Source organism: Sphingomonas paucimobilis NBRC 13935 (genome assembly GCF_000739895.2).
GTDB classification, from domain to species: domain Bacteria; phylum Pseudomonadota; class Alphaproteobacteria; order Sphingomonadales; family Sphingomonadaceae; genus Sphingomonas; species Sphingomonas paucimobilis.
Window position 1 is genome coordinate 15,902 of the sequence record NZ_BBJS01000002.1, and the last position, 17,028, is coordinate 32,929.

The 17,028-nt window shown below is 65.0% G+C and carries 19 protein-coding genes; 7 read left to right on the forward strand and 12 right to left on the reverse strand.

Annotated elements, in window-relative coordinates:
* Positions 1-12 precede the first annotated feature (12 nt).
* Complete coding sequence (locus tag SP6_RS00505) at positions 13-1,056, forward strand: NAD(P)H-dependent flavin oxidoreductase (RefSeq protein ID WP_037569960.1); 1,044 nt, start codon at positions 13-15, stop codon at positions 1,054-1,056.
* Between the two features lie 141 nt (positions 1,057-1,197).
* Here the strand turns inward: SP6_RS00505 and SP6_RS20715 are convergent, their stop codons facing one another.
* From SP6_RS20715 to SP6_RS00525, 4 genes are read right to left on the reverse strand one after another with little or no spacing between them, the layout of a single operon-like run.
* Positions 1,198-2,085 (reverse strand): LOG family protein, encoded by an 888-nt coding sequence (locus SP6_RS20715; protein WP_007406820.1) that lies wholly within the window; start codon positions 2,083-2,085, stop codon positions 1,198-1,200.
* 33 nt (positions 2,086-2,118) lie between these two features.
* Complete coding sequence (locus SP6_RS20720) at positions 2,119-2,781, reverse strand: extensin family protein (protein ID WP_007406828.1); 663 nt, start codon at positions 2,779-2,781, stop codon at positions 2,119-2,121.
* A gap of 42 nt (positions 2,782-2,823) precedes the next feature.
* Entirely contained in the window at positions 2,824-3,045 is a 222-nt protein-coding gene (locus SP6_RS00520) for a helix-turn-helix domain-containing protein (RefSeq protein ID WP_007406809.1), read from the reverse strand.
* Entirely contained in the window at positions 3,045-3,551 is a 507-nt protein-coding gene (locus tag SP6_RS00525; protein WP_037569962.1) for a DUF2975 domain-containing protein, read from the reverse strand. The genes SP6_RS00520 and SP6_RS00525 overlap by 1 nt, the downstream gene beginning before the upstream one ends.
* A gap of 317 nt (positions 3,552-3,868) precedes the next feature.
* Here SP6_RS00525 and SP6_RS00530 point away from each other — a divergent pair, with 317 nt between their 5' ends.
* Together SP6_RS00530 and serA are read left to right on the forward strand one after the other, a co-directional pair.
* Positions 3,869-5,026, forward strand: coding sequence for a phosphoserine transaminase (locus SP6_RS00530; RefSeq protein ID WP_007406831.1), 1,158 nt, complete (start codon positions 3,869-3,871; stop codon positions 5,024-5,026).
* Positions 5,027-5,111: 85 nt separating this feature from the next.
* On the forward strand, positions 5,112-6,689 hold the full coding sequence (gene serA / locus SP6_RS00535; protein ID WP_037569964.1) for a phosphoglycerate dehydrogenase: 1,578 nt from the start codon (positions 5,112-5,114) through the stop codon (positions 6,687-6,689).
* A gap of 65 nt (positions 6,690-6,754) precedes the next feature.
* On the opposite strand, the gene SP6_RS00540 is transcribed toward serA, so the two are convergent.
* Both SP6_RS00540 and SP6_RS21765 read right to left on the reverse strand, forming a co-directional pair.
* Entirely contained in the window at positions 6,755-7,237 is a 483-nt protein-coding gene (locus SP6_RS00540; RefSeq protein WP_007406835.1) for a hypothetical protein, read from the reverse strand.
* Positions 7,234-8,040, reverse strand: a complete 807-nt coding sequence (locus SP6_RS21765) for a DUF8812 domain-containing protein (protein ID WP_082052387.1) — start codon at positions 8,038-8,040, stop codon at positions 7,234-7,236. Before SP6_RS21765 ends, SP6_RS00540 begins: the two co-directional genes overlap by 4 nt.
* 278 nt (positions 8,041-8,318) lie before the next feature.
* On the opposite strand from SP6_RS21765, the gene SP6_RS00550 reads away from it, so the two are divergent.
* The 3 genes from SP6_RS00550 to SP6_RS00560 all read left to right on the forward strand — a co-directional run bounded on the left by SP6_RS00550 (position 8,319) and on the right by SP6_RS00560 (position 11,268).
* On the forward strand, positions 8,319-9,425 hold the full coding sequence (locus SP6_RS00550; RefSeq protein ID WP_007406825.1) for an ATP phosphoribosyltransferase regulatory subunit: 1,107 nt from the start codon (positions 8,319-8,321) through the stop codon (positions 9,423-9,425).
* A gap of 112 nt (positions 9,426-9,537) precedes the next feature.
* The gene (locus SP6_RS00555) at positions 9,538-10,827 is read left to right on the forward strand and encodes an adenylosuccinate synthase (protein ID WP_007406821.1); all 1,290 of its coding nucleotides are present in this window, start codon (positions 9,538-9,540) and stop codon (positions 10,825-10,827) included.
* A gap of 138 nt (positions 10,828-10,965) precedes the next feature.
* Positions 10,966-11,268 carry a hypothetical protein gene (locus SP6_RS00560; RefSeq protein WP_007406824.1) on the forward strand — a complete coding sequence of 101 codons (303 nt, stop codon included), beginning with the start codon at positions 10,966-10,968 and terminating at the stop codon, positions 11,266-11,268.
* Between the two features lie 178 nt (positions 11,269-11,446).
* On the opposite strand, the gene aroC is transcribed toward SP6_RS00560, so the two are convergent.
* The 5 genes from aroC to SP6_RS00585 form a co-directional block, all read right to left on the reverse strand.
* Complete coding sequence (gene aroC, locus SP6_RS00565) at positions 11,447-12,514, reverse strand: chorismate synthase (protein ID WP_007406822.1); 1,068 nt, start codon at positions 12,512-12,514, stop codon at positions 11,447-11,449.
* Positions 12,511-13,056: a GNAT family N-acetyltransferase gene (locus SP6_RS00570; protein WP_007406829.1), complete on the reverse strand. Its 546-nt coding sequence runs from the start codon at positions 13,054-13,056 to the stop codon at positions 12,511-12,513. The genes aroC and SP6_RS00570 overlap by 4 nt, the downstream gene beginning before the upstream one ends.
* Positions 13,057-13,257: 201 nt before the next feature.
* Positions 13,258-14,049, reverse strand: a complete 792-nt coding sequence (fabI, locus tag SP6_RS00575) for an enoyl-ACP reductase FabI (RefSeq protein WP_007406832.1) — start codon at positions 14,047-14,049, stop codon at positions 13,258-13,260.
* A gap of 8 nt (positions 14,050-14,057) precedes the next feature.
* Positions 14,058-15,029, reverse strand: a complete 972-nt coding sequence (locus SP6_RS00580) for a YihY/virulence factor BrkB family protein (protein ID WP_007406823.1) — start codon at positions 15,027-15,029, stop codon at positions 14,058-14,060.
* Positions 15,030-15,036: 7 nt separating this feature from the next.
* Positions 15,037-15,978, reverse strand: a complete 942-nt coding sequence (locus SP6_RS00585; protein WP_007406813.1) for a DnaJ C-terminal domain-containing protein — start codon at positions 15,976-15,978, stop codon at positions 15,037-15,039.
* Positions 15,979-16,081: 103 nt separating this feature from the next.
* Between SP6_RS00585 and SP6_RS00590 the strand changes: the two genes are divergently transcribed.
* Complete coding sequence (locus SP6_RS00590) at positions 16,082-16,327, forward strand: hypothetical protein (RefSeq protein WP_007406818.1); 246 nt, start codon at positions 16,082-16,084, stop codon at positions 16,325-16,327.
* A 55-nt stretch (positions 16,328-16,382) separates the two neighbouring features.
* On the opposite strand, the gene SP6_RS00595 is transcribed toward SP6_RS00590, so the two are convergent.
* A complete protein-coding gene (locus SP6_RS00595) occupies positions 16,383-17,018 on the reverse strand; it encodes a transglycosylase domain-containing protein (RefSeq protein ID WP_007406833.1) in 636 nt (211 codons plus the stop codon).
* Positions 17,019-17,028: the final 10 nt, after the last annotated feature.

Consider the following 17,028-nt stretch of genomic DNA (forward strand, 5'->3'; position numbering starts at 1 on the left):
CGGAGCTTCGTCATGGATGCGTGTCTTTCCGTTTTAGGGATCACGCATCCTCTGTTGCAGGCACCGATGGCGGGGGTCTCGACGCCCGCCATGGCCGCGGCGGTCAGCGAGGCGGGCGGACTGGGCGGCATCGCGCTCGGCGCCAGCGATGGGGCCCAAGCGGCGACGATGATCGCCGAGACCCGTGCGCGAACCGATCGGCCGTTCAACGTCAATCTGTTCGTCCATGCCCCGCCGCGACGCGATGCCGCGGTGGAGGCGGCGTGGTGCGAGGCATTGCGGCCCGCCTTCGCCGAACAGGGCGCGGAGCCGCCCGTACGGCTACACGCCATTTACCCGAGCTTTGCCGAGGATGACGCGATGCTGACGCTGCTGCGTCAGGCGCGCCCTGCGGTGGTCAGCTTCCACTTCGGCCTGCCCGATGCCGCACGGATCGCGGCGCTGAAGGCGGCGGGATGTCTGTTGCTGGCGAGCGTGACCTCACTGGCCGAGGCACAGGCGGCCAGCAGCGCGGGCATCGATATGCTGGTGGCGCAGGGCTATGAGGCGGGTGGCCATCGCGGCATTTTTGATCCCGACTCGCCCGACGATCGGCTGGGCACGTTGGCGCTGACCCGGTTGCTGGCGGTGCAGGGCCACCGTCCGGTGATCGCGGCGGGCGGGATCATGGACGGCGCGGGCGTATCGGCGGTGCTGGCACTGGGCGCAGTGGCGGCGCAGCTTGGGACCGCCTTCATCGCCTGTCCGGAAAGCGCGGCGGATGCGGGTTATCGTGCGGCGCTGATGGGGGAGGGGGCTTCGCATACGGTGATGACGCGTGCGATTTCCGGGCGACCGGCGCGTTGCCTGGCCAACCGGTTTACGGCCTTGGGGGCGACCTTATCGGTGCAGGTGCCCGATTATCCGGTGGCTTATGATGCGGGAAAGGCGCTCAACGCCGCTGCGAAGGCGCGGGGGGAATCCGGCTATGGCGCGCAATGGGCGGGGCAGGGAGCACCCTTGGCGCGAGCGATGCCGGCGGGGGATCTGGTGCGAGCGATCGCGGGGGAGATGTAGGGGCGTGGCCTTCGACTTCGCTCAGGCTGAGCGGAGTGAAGGGCCCTTTTTATGTGTCCCAACGTCCGTTCAGCCTGAGCGAAGTCGAAGGCCAAGGGACAAGGCGTCGGCTCCCGCCCGAAGGGCAGGAGCCGGCAGAGCTCAAGCCTGCTCCGCTTCCAGCCGTGCGCGCTCCTCATAGAAGTTGCGCACCACGTCCCACGCTTCCTCAGCGGTTTCGACATAGGTGAAGATGCCCAGATCGCGCTCGGACACCACGCCTTCCTCGACCAGCGCCTCAAAATTGACGACGCGTTCCCAGAAGGCGCGGCCGAACAGCAGCACGGGGATCGGCTGAATCTTGCCCGTCTGGATCAGCGTCAGCAACTCGAACAGCTCGTCGAACGTACCGAAGCCGCCCGGGAAGGCGGCCAGCGCGCGGGCATGGAGCAAGAAGTGCATCTTGCGCAGCGCGAAATAGTGGAACTGAAGCGAGAGCGAAGGCGTGACGTACGGATTGGGCGCCTGCTCGTGCGGCAGGACGATGTTCAGGCCCACCGACTCGGCGCCGACGTCATGCGCGCCGCGATTGGCGGCCTCCATGATCGAGGGGCCACCGCCCGAGCAGACCACGAATTGCCGCATGCCGCGATCGTCACGGGGCAGGCGGCTGGTGATCTGCGCCAGCTCGCGTGCGATGTCGTAATATTTGCTCTTGGCGACCAGATTTTCGGCGATCCGGCGTGACTTGTCGTCATGCGCCAGATCGAGCAGCGCCTTGGCCTTGGCGGGCTCCGGGATACGCGCCGAACCGTAGAAGACGAAGGTCGAGGCGATCTTGGCCTCTTCGAGCAGCAACTGCGCCTTCAGCAATTCCAACTGGAAACGGACGGGGCGAAGGTCTTCGCGCAGCAGGAAGTCCATGTCCTGAAAGGCCAGCGTATAGGCGGGGCTTTCGGTCTGCGGCGTCGAGACGATCGTCTTGGCGCTCTCGGCGTCCTGGCTGGCATTGGGGAAGACGCGGTTCGGTACTTGGGTTTTATCGGTCATTTTGGGTGATGTAGGGTATCGATTGCGCCTGCGCTACCGGCAAAAGCGTGCGTTATCGTCTTCCAGATGCAGGTGGTTGCGGTGCGCGGCGTTATAGTCGGGGCTCAGCACCGTGCCGAAGCGGCGACAGGCCGAGGCGCGGATCACCGTCCAGAATTGGCGGATCTGCGGATCGGTCGAATACCAGTCGTTCAGCAGCGTGATTCGCCGCCCGTCCTTCAACACGAAGCCGCCGACATCGACCGCATTGGCCAGCGCATGGCCCGATCGCCGGTCGCCCATCCGCGTGCTGCCGACGATATTGCGACAGGCATAGGTGCCCATGCCCTCGACCTTGACCAGCGGCGAACCCAGGATCTGCCAGGCGGCGGGCGCGACGGCGTTCCTGACCCATCCGGCAAAGGCGCGCGCATTGCCACAGCGCATGGCGGTCACGCCGGTCACGGGTACGCCGATATCGGTCAGTTGCACCGCGCCGTACAGGCCGCAGCCGGGGCCGAGTTCCTTATCGGGCAGGCGTCGGTAATCGACGCCCTCACGCCGCAAATCGGCCTCGCACTGCGCCGTTTCGCGTACCGGCGGACGATAGGGTTCGGCACGGGAGGCCTGTCGGGTCGGCCGGTCGGGACGGCCGCAAGCGGAGAGGAGCATAGCCCCCAGAATCGGAATGACGAGAAACAGGGGGACGCGAACCATATGCCCCCTTGTTCCCCGCCGCTTCGCTTTTGTCAGCCCCGATCAGCCATGCGGAGGCGTGTCTGCGACATGCTCCAATATGTCGCCCGGCTGGCAGTCGAGCACGGTGCAGATCGCATCCAGCGTGGTGAAGCGGATCGCCCGCGCCTTGCCGGTCTTCAGGATCGACAGATTGGCGAGCGTCAGGTCGACCCGCTCGGCCAACTCGGTCAGCGACATGCGCCGGTCGAGCAGCAGCCGGTCGAGATTGATGCGGATCGCCATCAGATCGTGCCCTCGGCATCCTCGCGCAGGCGAACGCCCTCGCGAAAGATCTGCGCCAGCACCAGCGTCAGCAGGATCGCGAACACACCGTCCACGCCCATCGGCTTGACCATGCCCTGCGACTCGAAGGGCAGGATAGGGGGCAGGATGATTTGCAGCAGATAGGCGACCGCGATGGTCCCCGCGATCCAGTTGAGCCGCTTGACGTTGGCGAGGGTAAAGGGCGCGCCCGCCGCCGTGCTGCGCAACATCTGGATCAGCGGCAGCAGCGCGGCCCAGGCAAGGCCCAGGACCATCAGCATGACCGCCAGCGCGGCGGCGACCACGGTGGGGGTCTTGGCGTCGATCGCCTGCACATTGACATGCACTGCCCCCAGCGCCCCCGGCGAGATCGCATCCACGATCAGCACGCCGACCGACGCCAGGATGATGGCCGTGACGAACGCCAGAATGGCGAGCAGCGCGGCGTACAGCAACGTGCTGATATGGCTGGCAAAGCGTGTCATGACTTCCTGTCCTCCCATTCCGAATCAATATCGATATTCAATAATGAGATATTGATTATCGATCAATAAAGATATTGAAAAACGATATGGAGGAACACTGAAACCAAAGGGGTGGGATGATCGGCGTCCTGGGCGTTCCGATCGTGCGGTAAGCCATGGAGCAACCGAACTTTGTAAAACCTCCACGCGCCGGCGCTTGGAGAATGCAAAATTGCGCCATGGCGATTGTAGTTGTCATCTTCGATCGGCATCGCTAGGGCCGTCGACGGGCCACGCGGTCCCAACGCCGCGCGTGCTCTCTGTGAGGAGAGTCTTAAATGACTGATACGATTGCCGCCGACGCCACTCTTGCGCCTGCGAAGCCCGCCACGAAACCGGCGCGCCCCTATTTCTCCAGCGGTCCCTGCGCCAAGCCTCCCGGTTGGGACGCGGCCAAGCTCGCGACGGACAGCCTCGGCCGTTCGCATCGCTCGAAGCTGGGCAAGCAGCGGCTGCAATATTGCATCGACCTGATGCGCGAGTTGCTCAAGCTCCCCGACACCCACCGCATCGGCATCGTCCCCGGCTCCGACACCGGCGCGTTCGAAATGGCGATGTGGACCATGCTGGGCGCGCGCCCCGTCACCACGCTTGCCTGGGAAAGCTTCGGCGAGGGCTGGGTGACCGACGCGGTCAAGCAGCTGAAACTCGACCCCACTGTCCTACGCGCCGATTACGGCCAGATCGCGGACCTGAACGCGGTCGACTGGTCGAACGACGTCCTATTCACCTGGAACGGCACCACCAGCGGCGTGCGCGTGCCGAATGGCGACTGGATCGCCGACGACCGCGAGGGCCTGTCCTTCGCCGACGCGACCAGCGCGGTGTTCGCCTATGACCTGCCCTGGGACAAGATCGATGTCGCAACCTTCTCGTGGCAGAAGGTGCTGGGCGGCGAGGGCGCGCACGGCGTCCTGATCCTCGGCCCGCGCGCGGTCGAGCGTCTCGAAACCTACACTCCTGCCTGGCCGCTGCCCAAGGTGTTCCGCCTGGTGTCGAAGGGCAAGCTGGCCGAGGGCGTCTTCAAGGGCGAGACGATCAACACGCCCTCGATGCTGGCCGTCGAGGACGCGATCTTCGCACTCGAATGGGGCAAGGGTCTTGGCGGCGCGGAGGCGCTGGTCAAGCGTTCGGACGCCAATGCGGCGGCGCTGAACCGAATCGTCGAGGAGCGCGACTGGCTCGGCCATCTCGCCGCCGATCCGGCGATCCGTTCGACCACCAGCGTCTGCCTGACGGTCGAGGGTGCGGACGAGGCGGTCATCAAGAAGATGGCCTCGCTGCTCGAAGCCGAAGGCGCGGCCTATGACGTGGCGGGCTACCGCGACGCGCCCGCAGGCCTGCGCATCTGGTGCGGCGCCACGGTCGAGACCGCCGATATCGAGGCGCTTGGCCCCTGGCTCGACTGGGCCTACGCCACCGCCAAGGCGGCCTGATCCTTTCCCGAATGACCCCCGGTCAGCGGGCCGGGGAGCTTTCCCATTCCATAACCCCGGCCGTGCCGGGGTGACGAGGTAAACCATGCCTAAAGTTCTCATCAGCGACAAAATGGACCCCAAGGCCGCCCAGATCTTCCGCGAGCGCGGGGTCGAGGTCGACGAAATCACCGGCAAGACGCCCGAAGAGCTGAAGGCGATCATCGGCGAATATGACGGCCTTGCGATCCGCAGCTCGACCAAGGTCACCAAGGACATCCTGGAGCACGCGACCAATTTGAAGGTCGTCGGCCGCGCCGGGATCGGTGTCGACAATGTCGACATCCCCGCCGCCAGCGCCAAGGGCGTGGTGGTGATGAACACGCCCTTCGGCAACTCGATCACCACCGCCGAACACGCCATCGCGCTGATGTTCGCGCTCGCCCGCCAGCTGCCCGAGGCCGATGCCTCGACCCAGGCGGGCAAGTGGGAGAAGAACCGCTTCATGGGTGTGGAACTCACGTCCAAGACGCTGGGCCTGATCGGCGCGGGCAATATCGGCTCGATCGTCGCCGACCGGGCGCTGGGCCTGCGAATGAAGGTCATCGCCTTCGATCCGTTCCTGACGCCTGAGCGCGCGCTGGAGATGGGCGTCGAGAAGGTGACGCTGGACGAATTGCTGGCGCGCGCCGACTTCATCACGCTGCACACCCCGCTGACCGACCAGACCCGCAATATCCTGTCGGCGGAGAATCTCGCCAAGACCAAGAAGGGCGTGCGCATCATCAACTGCGCGCGTGGCGGCCTGATCGACGAGGACGCGCTGAAGGCCGGACTCGACTCGGGCCATATCGGCGGCGCGGCGCTCGACGTGTTCAAGGTCGAACCGGCCAAGGAAAGCCCGCTGTTCGGCACGCCCAACTTCATCTCGACGCCGCACCTCGGCGCGTCGACCACCGAAGCGCAGGTCAATGTCGCGATCCAGGTCGCCGAACAGCTGGCGGATTTCCTGGTCTCGGGCGGTGTTACCAACGCGCTCAACATGCCGAGCCTGACCGCTGAGGAAGCTCCCAAGCTCAAGCCCTATATGGCACTGGCGGAAAAACTGGGTTCGCTGGTCGGCCAGCTGGCACACGGCGCGGTCACGGGTATCGCGATCGAAGCGGAGGGTGCGGCCGCCGCGCTCAACCTGAAGCCGATCACGGGCGCCGTGCTGGCGGGCTTCATGCGCGTTCATTCGGACACGGTGAACATGGTCAACGCGCCCTTCCTCGCCAAGGAGCGCGGGCTCGACGTGCGCGAAGTGCGCCATGACCGCGAGGGCGATTACCACACGCTCGTCCGCGTGACGGTGACGACGGCGGACGGCGAGCGCTCGGTCGCGGGCACGCTGTTCGGCGATCAGGCGCCGCGTCTGGTCGAGCTGTTCGGCATCAAGGTCGAGGCCGATCTAGCCGGGCCGATGCTGTACGTGGTCAACGAGGACGCCCCCGGCTTCATCGGTCGCCTGGGCACCACGCTGGGCGAGGCGGGGGTCAATATCGGCACCTTCCACCTCGGCCGCCGCTCGGCGGGCGGCGAAGCGGTGCTGCTGCTCTCGGTCGACGAGGCGGTGGATGCGGAACTGCTGGCCAAGGTCAAGTCGCTGCCGGGCGTGAAGACCGCCATGGGCCTGGTCTTTTAAGATCGTAGGCGCTGCTCCTCTTGTCAGAGGAGCAGCGCCGTCTTCTACGTTAAGCCAAATGACCCTTAACTTTGACAGTCGTCGGCAAGAAGTCCCATGCTGCCATCGACTCGTCGGGAATCGTCTCCATCCGGCATCGTCATTATATGTGTTGCCCGATCATCGGTGATGGGAATGGACACTTTTCCCTGTTCCGTCCTCGCTGCAAAATTGCCGACTTTACTCCAGTTGACGGTAATGGACGTCATGGGTGTCACAAAGCGCGTATGGCATCGATCGACCATCTGAACGTCCGAGATCATCGCGCCGTCAATTTGGCCTGTGCCCGCCAATTCGGATTTCAAGGACTGGTGGATTGTGGCGTGGTCAGCACCCGGTAAGGGGTTCTGCGGCGCTTGTTCGGCCACGGCGGACGGGGCCTGAGGCATTGCAGCATTGGCCATAGCCTTTTCCGTCACATTCGAAGCGTCCGGGCCAGCCGATGTCGGCGCGCTGCAGCCGATCGTCGAAAACAAAGCCATGATGGCGACGCTGAAATGGCGGGTCATTGGTAAATTCCATAGAGAAACAGCCGTGCTTCGTGTTGGCGACGCCGAACCAGGCTAGCCACGATTTTCGGACCCGATCTTACATGGCGAGCAATCTCCGCCATTGCTTCTCGTGGAAGATGCTGGTTCACGAGTTGGGTCGTTTTGCGCCATCCGCTGCCTGGATTATAAGCGTAGGAAACCAGCGCATCAAATTCGTATTGATAGAGGGGAATGCGAATGCGGCTTTTGACCATCGCTTCATAGTGAGGAAGGATTTGGTCCAGTAGCGCGGCTTCCTGGCGAAGGTCGATCCGCACGAGATTTTTATTCTCGTTTACGAAGTCACGCGCGCTATGCCCTTTCAAACCGGCAGCGCGCGCCACGGAACTGGCAACGGGGCGCGGAATACCGATGCCCAATAGGTCGCGTATCACGAAATCGGGCTGACGAGCGCCCATGTCATATCCCGGTCCCAGCGTCACCCCGCTAACGCCGCCTGGCCAGTGAAGGCGATCCGAAACGCCCCTCATTGCCTCATGGGCTATGATGAATCTACGGCCGCTTCGCGATGTCCGAAGGCTGGCTACAGCTATTGCAGCCTCGCGTGGCGTCACCTTGTTCTGACCTGCGTCCAGAGCCGCCAGCGTTTTCGGACCTGCTATGCCATCGTCAGGAAAAACGGATAGTCGCCTTTGGGCTAATCGGACCGCACGCTCCGTCAATGGCCCAAAGATGCCATCAATAGGGAGCCTCGGTTCGAAATCCTTCAGCCGTCGTTGAAGGCGTTCAACATCTGGCCCCGTACTTTTCAGTCTCAGCATTTTCCAGCTCCGACTTGACTATCATTCATAAGTCGTTCGCTGGGCGGCTGCAAGCCAGCGCAAACGTCTTGCCAAGCAAGAACATCCAACGGCGGCGCGGCTGTGCTGTCAGCTTTGCGTCCTCGTTCGTCCGCTCCATCCGGCGGATGGTTGACGCCGCTGTCCTTAGTGACCAATCACGAAGCCATCCGTCGCAGGCCGACGATCGAACGACAGGGTATTTCGCGCGTGATACGTTTCTCCACCTCTGACCGTGAATGCTACGAGGACAAGACCCGATGACCGCGCTCCTTCCCGAAGGCTATCACGACCGTCTTCCCCCCTATGCCGATGCCGCCGCGTCGGTCGAGGCGCGGGTGCTGGAGGCGGCGCGGCTGCACGGCTATGAGCGCGCCGATCCGCCGTCGATCGAGTTCGCCGAGGCGCTGGGGTCGCGGTTGAAGGCGGGGGGGCTGCATGATGCGGTGCGCTTCGTCGATCCGGTGTCGCAGCGTACGCTGGCCATCCGGCCCGATCTGACCGCGCAGGTGGCGCGGATCGCGGCGACGCGGATGGGGCATCATCCGCGCCCGGTGCGGCTGTCCTATGCGGGCACAGTCGTGCGTCTGCGCGGCTCCGAACTGGCGCCTGCGCGCGAGTGGCGGCAGATCGGGGCGGAGCTGATCGGGCTCGACTCGACGGCGGCGGCGACCGAAGTGGTGCGCGTCGCGGTCGAGGCGCTGATCGCCGCTGGTACGACCGGTATTTCGATCGACTTCACGCTCCCCGATCTGGTCGACCTGCTGGCGGCCGGCCCTCTGCCGGTGGCGGCGGATCAGGTGGCGGCCTTGCGCGACAGGCTGGATGCCAAGGATGCGGGCGGGGTGGCGGCGATCGCGCCGGACTATCTGCCGCTGGTCGAGGCCGCCGGACCGTTCGGCACCGCCATCGAGCGGCTGCGTGCCTTTGATACCCAGGGCGTGCTTGCCAGCCGTCTCGACGCGCTGGAGGCGATTGCGGCGGCGTTGGGGGAGGGCGTGTCCCTCACCCTCGACCCGACGGAGCGGCATGGCTTCGAGTTCCAGAGCTGGCTGGGTTTCTCGCTGTTCGTCGCTGGCCCGCCGCGCGAGGTCGGGCGTGGCGGCACCTACACCATTTTCCATGAGGATGGTGCCGAGGAGAAGGCCACCGGCTTCTCGCTCTACGCCGACGCGATCGTTGCGACGGCGCCGCCTACCGAACGGCGGCGACTGTTCCTGCCCTTCGGCACCGAGCCCGCGACAGGCGCATCGCTCCGGGCGGAGGGCTGGGTGACGGTGCAGGCGCTGGAGGACGGCGACACGCCCGAGGCGCAGCTCTGCACTCATATCCTGAAGGATGGTCAGCCGACCGCCATCGTCGGTTGACATACGGGGCCGCGTCCCGCTAGGCGCGCCCCGCACATCATTGGAAACCCCCATCCGCCGAGTCCTGTCGAAGGGCGCATGGGGTCCGTCCGGCAGGCGGAGATTGGCATCCATGGCAAATGTAGCAGTCATCGGCGCGCAGTGGGGCGACGAGGGCAAGGGCAAGATCGTCGACTGGCTGGCCGAGCGCGCCGACATGGTCGTGCGCTTCCAGGGCGGGCATAATGCGGGCCACACGCTGGTCGTCGGCGAGAATGTCTACAAGCTGTCGTTGCTGCCCTCGGGCATCGTGCGCGGCACCCCCAGCGTCATCGGCAATGGCGTTGTCCTCGACCCCTGGGCTTTGAAGGCCGAGATCGAGCGTCTCGGCGAGCAGGGCGTTCATGCCTCGCCGGAGACGTTGCGAATCGCCGACAATTGTCCGCTGATCCTCCCCATCCACCGCGACCTCGACGGTCTGCGCGAGGATGCGAGCGGCGCGGGCAAGATCGGTACGACGCGGCGCGGTATCGGTCCGGCGTACGAGGACAAGGTCGGTCGCCGCGCGATCCGCGTGTGCGATCTGGCGCATCTCGACGACCTGGGGCCGCAGCTCGACCGGTTGTGCGCGCACCATGACGCGCTGCGCGCCGGGTTCGGCGAGCCGCCGATCGATCGCGAGCGCCTGCTGGCCGATCTGCGCGAGATCGCCGCTTTCGTCCTGCCCTTCGCCAAGCCGGTGTGGCGCGACCTCAACGAGGCGCGGGCAGGGGGCAAGCGCATCCTGTTCGAGGGCGCGCAGGGCGTGCTGCTCGACATCGACCATGGCACCTATCCCTTCGTCACCTCGTCCAACACCATTGCGGGTGCGGCGGCGGGCGGTTCGGGCCTGGGGCCGTCAGGTGTCGGCTTCGTGCTGGGCATCGCCAAGGCGTACACCACCCGCGTCGGTTCTGGGCCTTTCCCGACCGAGCTGGAGGACGAAACCGGCCAGCGTCTCGGCGAGCGCGGCCATGAGTTCGGCACGGTCACGGGCCGCAAGCGTCGCTGCGGCTGGTTCGACTCGGTGCTGGTGCGACAGTCGGCGGCGGTCGGCGGTATCACCGGCATCGCGTTGACCAAGATCGACGTGCTCGATGGGTTCGACGAGGTGAAGATCTGCGTCGGCTACAAGCTGGGCGACGAAACGCTGGACTATTACCCAACCCATGCGGCGGATCAGGCGAAGGTCGTTCCCGTCTATGAGACGATGGAAGGCTGGCAGGAATCGACCGCGGGAGCGCGGAGCTGGGCGGATCTGCCGGCGCAGGCGATCAAGTACATCCGGCGGATCGAGGAACTGATCCGCTGCCCCGTGGCGCTGGTGTCAACCAGCCCGGAACGCGAGGATACGATCTTGGTTCGCGACCCGTTCGCGGATTGATTGGGGAGGCCCCGGCGGCAGTCGGGGCCTTTTTTGTTGGCAGGTTTCCACGCTTCCACCTGGCCGTCACAAAAAGGCCCGGCCGCTTTCGCGACCGGGCCTTTTCCGTAGTGACGCTTATCCAAGAAGGATCAGCGCATGCCGCCGCTGCTGCCCGGGGGCGTGGTGGTGCCGCCCGTGGTGCCGCTACCCATCGACCCACTGGTCGTGGGATCGCTGCCCAGCGAGCCGCTACCCGTCGTCGTCGAGGAGCCGGTGGAATCCGGCAGCGTCGACGGCGTGTTTACCGTGCTGTCGGGCGTGGTCGTCCGGCTGCGGCTTTTGCTGCGCGTCGTCGAGCGGGTGGTGGTGCTCGGCGTCGTCGTCATCGTGTCCGGCTGGCCCATGGTGGTCTGGCCGGGCATCGTGGTTTGGCCCGGCATCTGCCCAGGCATTGTCTGACCCGTCGTGGTGCCGGTCTGTCCAGACATCCCACCCGTCGCGCTACCCGATACCTGCGCAAAACCAGCGGCGGGGATCAAAAGGGCACCGGCGGCGATCACATGCATATAACGCATTGATTCTCTCCTGCTTTGTTCTCGTCGTCATCAACGAGGCAGGATGGTGCACGTTCCTCTATTCAACCACACTGGCCGCGATGAAGCAACGCCTGATCGGCTAAAACCAGGGCGACCATCGCTTCGACCACGGGAACGCCGCGAATGCCGACACAGGGGTCGTGACGGCCCTTGGTCGCGATCTGGGTTTCCTCACCGGTACGGGTGATGGTGTCGACGGGGGTCAGGATCGAACTGGTCGGCTTGAACGCGACACGCATCGTCACCGGCTGGCCGGTGGCGATCCCCCCCGCGATCCCGCCCGCATGGTTGGCAAGGAAGCGGGGGCCGCCATTGCCGGCGCGCATCGGATCGGCATTCTGCTCGCCGGTCAGTGCGGCGGCGGCGAAGCCGTCGCCGATCTCAAAGCCCTTGACCGCGTTGATGCTCATACAGGCGGAGGCGAGCTCGCTGTCCAGCTTGGCGTAGAGCGGCGCCCCCCAGCCGGCCAGCACTCCGGTCGCCTCGCAGGCGACGACCGCTCCCACCGACGAACCCGATTTGCGCGCGCCATCGACGATCGCTTCCCAGCGTTCGGCGGCGGCGGCATCGGGACAGAAAAAGGGGTTGGCGTCGATCTGCGCATCGTCGAACGCGTCGTAGTCGATCCGGTCGCCGCCGATCGCCTCGACCCAGGCGCGGATGCGGACTTGCGGGATGACCGCCCGCGCCACGGCACCCGCCGCGACCCGTGCCGCCGTCTCGCGCGCCGAGGAGCGCCCGCCGCCGCGATAGTCGCGAAAGCCGTATTTCGCGTCATAGGCGTAATCGGCATGGCCGGGGCGATAGGCGAGCGCGACGTTCGAATAGTCCTTGGACCGCTGGTCGACATTCTCGATCATCAGGCTGATCGGCGTGCCGGTCGTCCGCCCCTCGAACACGCCCGACAGAATGCGGACCTGATCGGGCTCGCGCCGTTGCGTCGTGAAGCGGCTGGTACCCGGGCGGCGCTTGTCGAGCCAGGGCTGAATATCTTCTTCCGACAGCGTGATCCCCGGCGGGCAACCGTCCACAACTGCGCCCAGCGCGGGCCCATGGCTCTCGCCCCAGGTGGTGAAGCGGAACAGGCGGCCGAAACTGTTGAAGCTCACGCAGCGTCTCCAAGCCGGGCAAAGGCCGGCGCATGGGTGGCGGCCCCGCGCACGCCGCAGGGGATCAGGCCGCCCTGCAGCGGCACCGCCAGGAAATAGTCGCCCGCATAGGGGCTGTCGAAACCGCTCGCCACATCGGCGGCGAAACCGAACCGGCCGTAAAAACCGGGATCGCCAAGCGCGAAGCAGAGGACCACACCCTCCTGCTCCAATCGTTCGATCCCGGCGGCGACCAGTGCCTCGCCGACGCCCTGCTGGCGCCATTCGCGCGCGACGGCGATGGGGGCGAGCGCGACCGAGTTGATCGGCTTGCCACCGATTTCGACGCTCATGCGACTAAACGCGATCGCGCCGATCAGACTGTCCGTTTCCTCATCGACCGCGACCAGCATCAGGACCATGTCGCCCTCGACGCACAGGTCGCGGACCAGGGCGGCTTCGGCGGGCGCGGGAAAACTGGCGACGAGAAGCGCGTCGAGCGCGGCGACATCTTCGCCGCGCGCGGGGCGGATGGTGATGTCGGCGGGGGGCTGGTCGGACATGGGTTCGTCTTTAGCGGGCCGGTGGCGGAAGACGCGATAGATAATGTTGGCCGCCTATTCCTCCCCTAGAAGGGGAGGTGGCAGGCCGCAGGCCTGACGAAGGGGTGTCACGGTTGGCGATGGCAGTCTGACCTCGCTGCCGGTTACACCCCTCCACCAGCTTCGCTGGTCCCCCTCCCCTTGCAGGGGAGGAAAAGTTTATTACGCCAGCGCGATGTCCGGTGCGTCTTCGGCCTTCATGCCGATGACGTTGTACCCGGCGTCGACATGGTGGATCTCGCCCGTCACGCCCGATGCCAGATCGGACAGCATATAGAGACCGGCGCCGCCCACATCCTCGATCGTCACGGTGCGACGCAGCGGCGAGTTCAGCTCGTTCCACTTCAGGATATAGTTGAAGTCGCCGATGCCGCGCGCCGCCAGCGTCTGGATCGGGCCCGCCGAGATGGCGTTGATGCGGATATTCTCCGGGCCGAGATCGACCGCGAGATACTTCACGCTCGTCTCAAGCGCCGCCTTGGCCACGCCCATGACATTGTAATGCGGGATGACCTTTTCCGCGCCATAATAGGTCAGCGTCAGGATCGATCCGCCCTCGGGCATCATCTCACGTGCGCGCTTGGCCACCGCGACCAGCGAATAGGCCGAGATGTTCATGGTCATCAGGAAATTGTCGAGCGTCGTGTCGTAGTAACGCCCGCGCAGCTGCGACTTGTCCGAAAAGCCGATCGCATGGACGACGAAATCGATCGTCGGCCATTCGCCCTTCAGATCGTCGAACAGCTTGTCGAGCGATTCCATCTCGGACACGTCGCAGTCGAACAGACGCGCCACGCCCAATTGTTCGGCCAGCGGGCGGACCCGCTTTTCCATCGCCGCACCCTGATACGAAAAGGCGAGCTCCGCGCCCGCCTCCGAAAGCTGCTTGGCGATGCCCCAGGCCAGCGATTTGTCATTGGCCAGGCCCATGATGAGCCCCCGCTTGCCTGCCATCAATCCGTTCACGCCGTTACCGCTCCTGCCGGTTCACCATCTTCAATCGCCCTCTCTAGCGCCGGTTCGGGCGGTTCCGCCAGTGCCGCGTTCAAATGCGCGCCGAAAACCAGACCCAGACCGATCAAATAGAAGAACAACAGCATCACGACGACACCGGCCAGGCTGCCATAAGTCAGGTCGTAACCGCCCAGTTGCGACAGCACGACGGGCAGCAAGGCGGTCATGCTGACCCACCAAGCGGCGGTGAACAGCGCGCCGGGCCATTTGGGGCAGTCGCTTTCGCGATATTTGGAAGGGGTGACCGAATAGAAGAGCATGTAGAGCGCGCCGAACATGACCGCGCCGGGGATGAAACGCGACAGTCCGACCCAGCCCGCCACGTCCTGCGCGAAGGGAACGAGGCGATAGATGAATTGCTCGGCGGCGGTCAGAACGCCCGCGACCAAGAAGGACAGCAGCGCGATCACGACCGAGGCGACGATGACCAGCGTCGAGGACAGACGCGATTTCCAGAAGGCGGCGGTCGCCTTCACGCCGTAGGCGCGGTGGAAGATGTCGCGGATCGTCTCGATGAAACCGCCGACCGTCCACAACCCGACCAGCCCGCCCAGCCAGAGCAGCGAGCCCGTTCGCGCCGCCAGAACATCGGCTATCGGCTTGCGCAGAAGATCGCTGACATCGGGGGGCAGTACGTGAAGGAAGCTCTCCACCGCATGCTGGGTCTCGTTGCTCTGTCCGAACAGCGAGAGCAGCGCGGCGGTGGTGATGAAGAAGGGAAACAGCGTCATCAACGCCAGATAGGCCAGGTTCCCGGCATGGATGAACCCGTCGTTGAACACGCCCAGGCTGGTCCGCTTCAGGACTTCAAAGGCATAGGAGCCAGGCCGGACCTTGGCGATCTGCCGGTCCAGCCTCTGACGGGCCTTGCCTTGATGATGGGCACGTTCTTCTGGGGTCAGGCCGTTCGCATCGCTCATGGAACGATCAGACGCCCATGGCGGCCCTCGGGTTCCTGCCGTCGGTCCATTCGGCGGCAAAGCGTTGCAGCTCAGCATCATCGGCCGGGATGTCGATCATCAGCGTGATGAGCTGATCGCCGCGCCCGCCATCCTTCTTGTGAAAGCCCTTGCCCTTCAGGCGCAACGTCTTGCCCGAGCTGCTCCCCTTGGGGATCGTCAGCATGACGGGGCGCTCGACGGTCGGCACCTTGACCGGACCGCCCAGCACCGCTTCGTTCAGGGTGACCGGCAGGTCCAGGCGGACGTCGTCGCCGTCGCGGGTGAAGAAGGCATGGGGGCTGACCTCGATCGTGACGATCGCATCGCCGGCGCCGCCCGCTCCGGGCTCACCCTTGCCGCCCAGCCGCATCTGCGTGCCCGTTTCGACCCCGGCGGGCAGTTTCAGGTCGATGGTCTTGCCATCGCCCAGCGTGACGCGCTGTGGGCTGAGCGTGGCGGCATCAATGAAGGGGACTTTCAGCGCATAGGCGATATTGGCGCCCTTTTGCGCGGCCCGGCGGCCACCACCGCCAAAGCCACCGAAACCGCCGCTGAATCCACCGCGACCAGCGCCACCGAACATCCCCTCGAAGATGTCCGACATGTCGGCGCCTTCGCCGCCAAAGTCGAATTGCTGGCGAAACCCGCCGCCACCCGCACCCGGGCGCGGGCCACCCCCGCCGCCAAAGCCGAAGGGCGAGGCGGGATTGCCGTCCCCATCGATCTCGCCGCGATCGAAACGGGCGCGCTTGTCCTTGTCGGACAGAAGGTCATAGGCGTTGGTCACCTGGCTGAACTTCTCCGCCGCCTTGGGATTGTCCTTATTGCGGTCGGGATGGAGTTCCTTCGCCAGCTTGCGATAGGCTTTCTTGATATCGGCTTCGCTGGCCGTGCGGCTTACGCCCAGCGTCTGATATGGATCGGCCACTCTGTTCCCCGTTGCCAGTGTATTACGAATCTATGTGGGGAAGCCTGCGCCGGAGCGCAATCCGTTGCCCATGCGTTATAGACGCCGGACAAGGAGACGGAACATGACCGAGCCGATGCAGGCGACCGGCAAGGACGGGAAAATGGGCGACGCCAAGAAGGGCGCCCCCGATGGCGTCTCGGACGCGCCCGGCAAACATGGCGGCGAGAGCCAGGGTGGCGGCTATGAAGGCGTCCCCGAACGCAAGGGCGATTTCCACGGTGGCCAGAGCGAGACGGCCTATCACGGCTCGGGCGGCCATCCCGATCCGGACAAGGACAATCCCAATGCGGTGACGGACGAGGGGTGAGACCCCCTGTCATCGCCGTTCCCAAGTTCATGCCTTCGGGCTGAAGGGGCTCTGGTCAGGCGCAACCGTCGAGCATGACGTCGCGATTGCCCTGCGGTTGACAGCGTCCTGCCAATAGCCGCTCGATCCGGCGAACGCGCTCGTCAAGCCGAGGATTTGGGCCGATAAGGTGGAAATCGGCTGGTGCGACCAAGGCTGCCACGAGCCTCAGCCATTGTGGCTTGGTCAATGCAGCGGGTGGCTTGCCATATAGCTGTTCGCTGGCGGCAAACATGCCCTGCATCCAGCCCTTTGGCCCGAGGTTGAGTTGCGCGCTGTCCAGGAAGAGTGCCAGGATTTGGCGCTTGGACAAACGCGCTTCCAGGCCCTTGGCATAGGCCGTTTGTCGAATTTTTTTGAAACCCGGCTTGAAGTGGTCAAAGGCGAGTTTTTTGGACAACGACTGGGTGATCGTCGTGACGCCCGCGCCGGGCGTTTCGTTGTCCACGCCATGATGGTGCCAGAAATTGGGGTCTTCGACGCGGATCAATTGCCGCAGCTCGGCGGGTGTCAAAGCATCGGGGCCGCGACGTTGGTCGATCAGTCTGTTGGCGCGCGCTTTCAGACTGGGGGCATCGCGCATCGCGTCAATATAGCCGATTGCGGCATAGGCCAGAATGGCGAGGAACCCCGCCAGCAGGGCGATCGACATGATCCTGAAT